This is a genomic window from Candidatus Protochlamydia sp. R18 (genome assembly GCF_000648255.1).
Classification (GTDB): domain Bacteria; phylum Chlamydiota; class Chlamydiia; order Chlamydiales; family Parachlamydiaceae; genus Protochlamydia; species Protochlamydia amoebophila.
This window is the reverse complement of record NZ_BASL01000770.1, coordinates 1-5,644: the sequence shown is the minus strand read 5'-3', so window position 1 is coordinate 5,644 and position 5,644 is coordinate 1. Positions and strand designations below refer to the sequence as shown.

General features: G+C 36.7%; 1 protein-coding gene and 1 pseudogene. One reads left to right on the top strand and one right to left on the bottom strand.

Annotated features, from left to right (window positions below; all coding sequences use genetic code 11):
• Positions 1 to 167 (bottom strand): annotated as a pseudogene (locus tag TY19_RS13065) (transposase); the annotation flags it as partial.
• 189 nt (positions 168 to 356) lie between these two features.
• Here TY19_RS13065 and TY19_RS10215 point away from each other — a divergent pair.
• Positions 357 to 5,644: RHS repeat-associated core domain-containing protein (locus TY19_RS10215; RefSeq protein ID WP_042282288.1), on the top strand; the 5,288-nt coding region annotated here is incomplete at its 3' end.

Genomic DNA, 5,644 nt, shown 5'->3' with positions numbered 1-5,644 from the left:
GCAAATCCCTCCATGGAGCTCCCGTTCTTAATATCCAAAATACTGCATTGATAAAAGTCTTATTATCTCTTGTTATACCACTCCAAGCCCCTCTTCTTCCTGGCAAATGAGGTTCCAGTAAATTCCAAACTCTGATCGGATATATCATGTCTTCTGTGCGCTTCCATAAGATGCTCCATTGATGAACGTAGAAGAGCAGCACATTTAAGCATTTATTTCATTTCTCGTGACTACACTATCTAATGCATCGTCTAAAATGAGTTTAATAAAAAAATAATTTGACAAATCTCTAGTAATCTCTTTAATGTAGGTGCCTATTTTTAAATTCAAATCAGAACTTTTTTTAAGGCAACTTTATGCGTTGGATAATATATATACTGTTGAACTTTATTCTTTGCCTGCAACCGCTGACAGCAAACAACAATGATTCTATTCCAGCCATTGAATCAGTTGCAACGACAGAAGGGCTCCCTTCAAGTCTTGTAGGGGGAATGGTTTGCGCCATTAGCGGACAGTTGGTCGACCAAAGTGTGGACGTTGTAGTTCCAGGACCTGAACCCTTAATTTTTAGTCGTTCTTACTGTAGTTTAAGTACCCAAGAAAGATTTGGGATAAGTTGGTGGTCCAATCATCGCGATATGCTCTATTTTTCGCATGGAGTATACGAGCAAAGAGAGGTAAGTTATTGCCAACTTTTTCCAACGAGTGGGTCCACTTTAACTTATATTCATTCTCCTATCCTAGAAGGTGACAAAAAGAAATGCCTATTTAAAATGATTCGTCCTAAAGGGCTGACTAACGGAGCAGGAAATGAAATTAGTGGACGAACAAATGTCAATAATTACCAAGTGACAACGTATCCTGGTGATGAACAATTTTCAATCAAAACAGGAGCGGGAGTTGTTAAACATATTCAGCGCTATAAGGCCCCGCTAGGAGACATTAATTACCTTCAGTCGAGTGAAACCAAACCAAATGGCATTCGTTTAGAATATGTCCATTCCAAAGATGTATTCGGAAGACTCCATATTATTAAGTGTTTAAACGCTAAAACACAACGAATATTTAGTACGATTCGATTTGATCAAGTTGGTAAGCGTCTTCATCTTCAAACCAGCGACAACCAAGTGGTCAAATATAGTTTTACTCGACAAACAGTTAAAAATTATTCTAATGACACTATTTTATATGTAAAAGATGTTGAAAAACCTAGATTTCCTCACGAAAGCTATGAATATGTCAAAAGAGATTCATCTGATTTCCTCCTGATGTCAAAAAAGAAAATTGCTGATAAGCAATTTTTAGATATTAGCTACTACAAAAACAAGCATCTTTATCAATTTAATAACGCTCTTCCTGCCATTTGTATTGAAGATAAAAATGATTATCGCATCGATCGTGTACGACAATTAAAAGCACCCGTTGGACCAGATGATAAAGCTATTACAACTCATCGCTTTGTATACGATATCAAAGAGGATAATAACGAGCTTCAAGAAGGGAAAACAGATGTTTATGATGCCTACTCTCATAAAACAACTTATTGCTTCACAAAAGAACACCGCCTAGAACAAATTCGAAAATATCAAGGCACTTCCGATTATCACTTATTTAGTAAAGAAGGTTTTGTATGGGGGAAAGAGGGTTCCTCGAATGAAGGAAATCTCACTTGTAAATATCTAAAAGATGGTCAAGGAAATACGCATCAAGCGAGATATTTTAAATACGATGAACGTGGAAACATTAAAAAAAAGGAATTGTGGGGATGTTTGACAGGAATGCCAACCCCTCAACTTCAGCTTGATAAACATCATATTCCTATTAATAATGGTTGTGAAAAAGAAAAAAAAGTTTGTACGTATTCAGAAGACGGATTAAATCATCTTTTGACAGAAACAGATAGTAATGGCGTTGTTACCGTCTATCATTATTATCCAAGAAGCGATCTTTTAGCCGCTAAGCTCATTGTTGTTGATCAAATCGTACAAAAAAGAGAGTTTTATACTTATGACCAAAATCATGTCATCATTAAAAAAGTGATTGATGATGGGAAAGGATTATTAGAATACGATTTAACAGGTTTAACAAAACGCTTTATTACTCACTTTTACCCAAGGCAGCATACACTTGTACATTTGCCAGAACGAGTAGATCATATGTATTTGGATTTGCAATCCAAACAAGAAGTATTGCTTAACAGAGTTGTTTATTATTACACCCTGGAAGGTTATCTTGCAAAAGAAGACACTTATGATAACCAAGGCGATTTTTGTTATTCAAAAAGTTGGGAATATGACGGCCATGGAAACTGCACCAAAGAGATTAATCCTTTGGGGGAAGTCACTTCTAAAAAATATGATGAATATAATAATCTCATCTTCCAAGAAGAGCCGGGTTCTCAATTTTCTTTACATAATACTTACGACTATTCCAATCGTCTCGTTTTGCAAGAAGAAAAGCATACGGATGGTAGCTATTTTGCGACCAAGCACCGCTATAATTATTTAAATCAATGTATCGCCACAACCGATCCTTATGGACAAGAAACTACCTTTGAATTTGACGATCTTGGTCGCCAAATTGCCATACATTTACCCGAGATAGAAAATGAAGCTGGAGAAATTGTTTCTCCCGTTATTCATAGAGAATATAATCTTATCGGTCTTCCAACTTGTGTAACAGATGCTAAAGGGTTGCAAACCAAAATTCAATATAACATTCGCGGTCAGCCTATTCTTGCCCACTATCCCGATGGATCATCCGAACAATATCTTTATTTACTAGATGGAACTCTCATTCAAAAAACTGAACGCTCTGGCATACGCACGCACTATGAAAAAGATTATCAAGGAAGAATTCTAACCGAATCCACTTATGCTGCAGAAGGAAACCTTCTTTGTGCACAGCATTGGTCGTATAATGCTTTCCACCCCTTGACCTATATAGATAAAGAAGGAATCGTCACCCATTATCATTATGATTTTGCGGGTCGCCTAGTCTCTCAAATTAAAGAAGAGCAAATGACAGAGTATTTTTACGATAGTTTGGGACGAGAAATTGAAACTAAAGAATGGATTGATGAATCAAATTATCGACGTACCATTAAAGTCTATGATTGGCTCAATCGTATTATTGAAGATAGGCTAGAAGATGCTCAAAATCAACTCTATCAATGCAACCAATATACTTACAATGCGAAAGGAAATAAAATTGTTGTTAAGGCGGGTGAACAAGTCACAAAAACAACTTATGATGCCCATCAAAATGTGATAAAAATTACCAATGCACTTGGTCAGACGACGCACACAGCTTATAATCCTTACTACTTAAACCATTATAATCAACGCGTCTTGCAAGCTACCACAACAGATGCCCGAGGTTATCAGACAATTCTTACCTATGACAACGCGAATCGATTAGTTAGCGAAAAGCGAAAAACTCCTTTTGGAATAGAAATTTCTCACCAACAATTTTATTACGATTTGAATGGCAATCAAGCAAAACGCATTGACCATGTGATGGTGGATGGAAAAACAACGCATTCCATCGAAACCCTTTTCAGCTATAACGAAAATAATCAATTAATCATGCTTGCAGAAGCAGCTTATACACCCGAACAAAAAATCACTCATTACCTCTATAATCAACGAGGTCAAAAAATTTCTACCACAAAACCTGATGGAGCCATTTTATCTCACACCTACGATTCATTTGGCTATTTAAAAACATTAAAATCTTCTGATGGATCTATTGATTACGATTATGAATATACATTAAATGGACTGGTAAAAAAAGTCGTCGACCATGTTACAGAAAGCTCTACTGAGCGTTTGTATGATCAAATGGGACGCATGATTCAAGAAAAACTCGGAAATGGATTAATTCTTGCTTATCAATACGATCGCCTTGGCAGAGCTATTCTTATCACCCTACCTGATCAAACAGCGATTGAATATCAGTTCAGCGCAGTCGATTTAAAAGCTGTTCATCGTTTAGTGAACGAAAAGTACTCTTATACGCATAAAGATTTAGAACACAATCTACAAGGTGCACCAATTAAATCCCAACCCCCAGGAGAAAATGGTCTTGTTCATTATCAATATGATTCTTTAGATCGATGTATCGGTGTCGCCTCCCCTTTTTTTAAACAAACAATTTCAAGTGAAGGGTATGATGAAGTCGGCAATCTGCTCAGCTATGAAACCGATGGCAAAATTTCTTCTTATACTTATGATGATTTCTATCAATTACAAAGTGAAAAAGGACATGCTAATCATAAATACCAATGTGATTCCCTCTCGAATCGCTTACTTAAAGATGATCAAGAACACACATACAATTCCCTCAATCAACTTTTAAAAAGAGGAGAGGAAACCTATCTCTATGATCCCAATGGAAATTTAATTGAGAAACAAACGGGCTCAGAAAAAACCATTTACACCTACGATGCCCTTGACCGTCTCCGATCAGTGACATCCAAACAAAAAACAATTTCTTACTCTTACGATCCTTTTAATCGACGCTTGAGTAAAAAAGGTGTCAAAGAAGAGATGTACTTTCATCAAGGACAGGAAGAAATTGGGGCTATCGTTAAAGGAAAAATCACTGAATTAAAAATTCTTGGGAAAGGTGAAAAGTATCCCCCTGTTGCCATTGAACTAAATGATCAAGTCTATGTCCCCATTCGCGATCTGTTCGGTCAAATTAGCGGGTTACAGTCTTTACAAGGGCAACTGATTGAAACTTATCGCTATTCTGCTTTTGGAGAAATTCAAATCCTTAATGCGAAAGGAAAAGAGATTAAAGAATCTCAGGTTAGAAATCCTTGGCGTTATGCTAACAAACGATTTGATCCCGAGACAGGATTTGTCGCATTTGGTCTTCGATATTATGATCCCAACCTCGGTCGCTGGGTCACAGCTGATCCTTCCGGCTTTGAAGACGGTCCTAACCTCTACGCCTATGTGCATCATAGCCCTCTGATCTACTTTGATCAATTTGGGCTATTCTCCTTTTCAGGTTTATTAGATACCACGTTTGATTATACAATGGCTTTGTGCGACTATGGTGCATTTGGAATTCCTGGCTTTGTTGCAAGTAATGTGTATCAGTACCTAAATAACGACCCACTAAACAGTGTTGTGAATCATAAATTTTGTGAATCTGAAGGAGATTATGAATTTTTCCATTCAGATTCTGAAATTCCTGATGCTATTTATTATAATCGATCTGCAGTATATAATTTAAATGACTTTAAAAATCCTTTAACCAATATGCCCTATAACTTAAAGATGACTCAAGGGAAACTCTTAATGTTTATGAATGGTGTGAATAATAGCCGTCAAGATCATCTTAGTAGCCTTGGCCATCTTGGTTTACTTGCTAACCATAATGTACTTGGGGTATACTCTGCTTCCCAAGGGATGTTTAGTGATTTTTACCACTATAAACAAGCTTTAATAAACAACGTTGCTTATGAATCTGTGCGAATACTACATAGATCTTGGAATGAATTTTTCAAAGATACTCCTGAAGGAAAAATTTTAATGGTTTGCCATAGCCGAGCTGCTGTTTATGTTCGAAATGCTTTAATGGACTATCCGCCAGAATTAAGACAAAAAATTCATGTCCTGGCCGTTGCTCC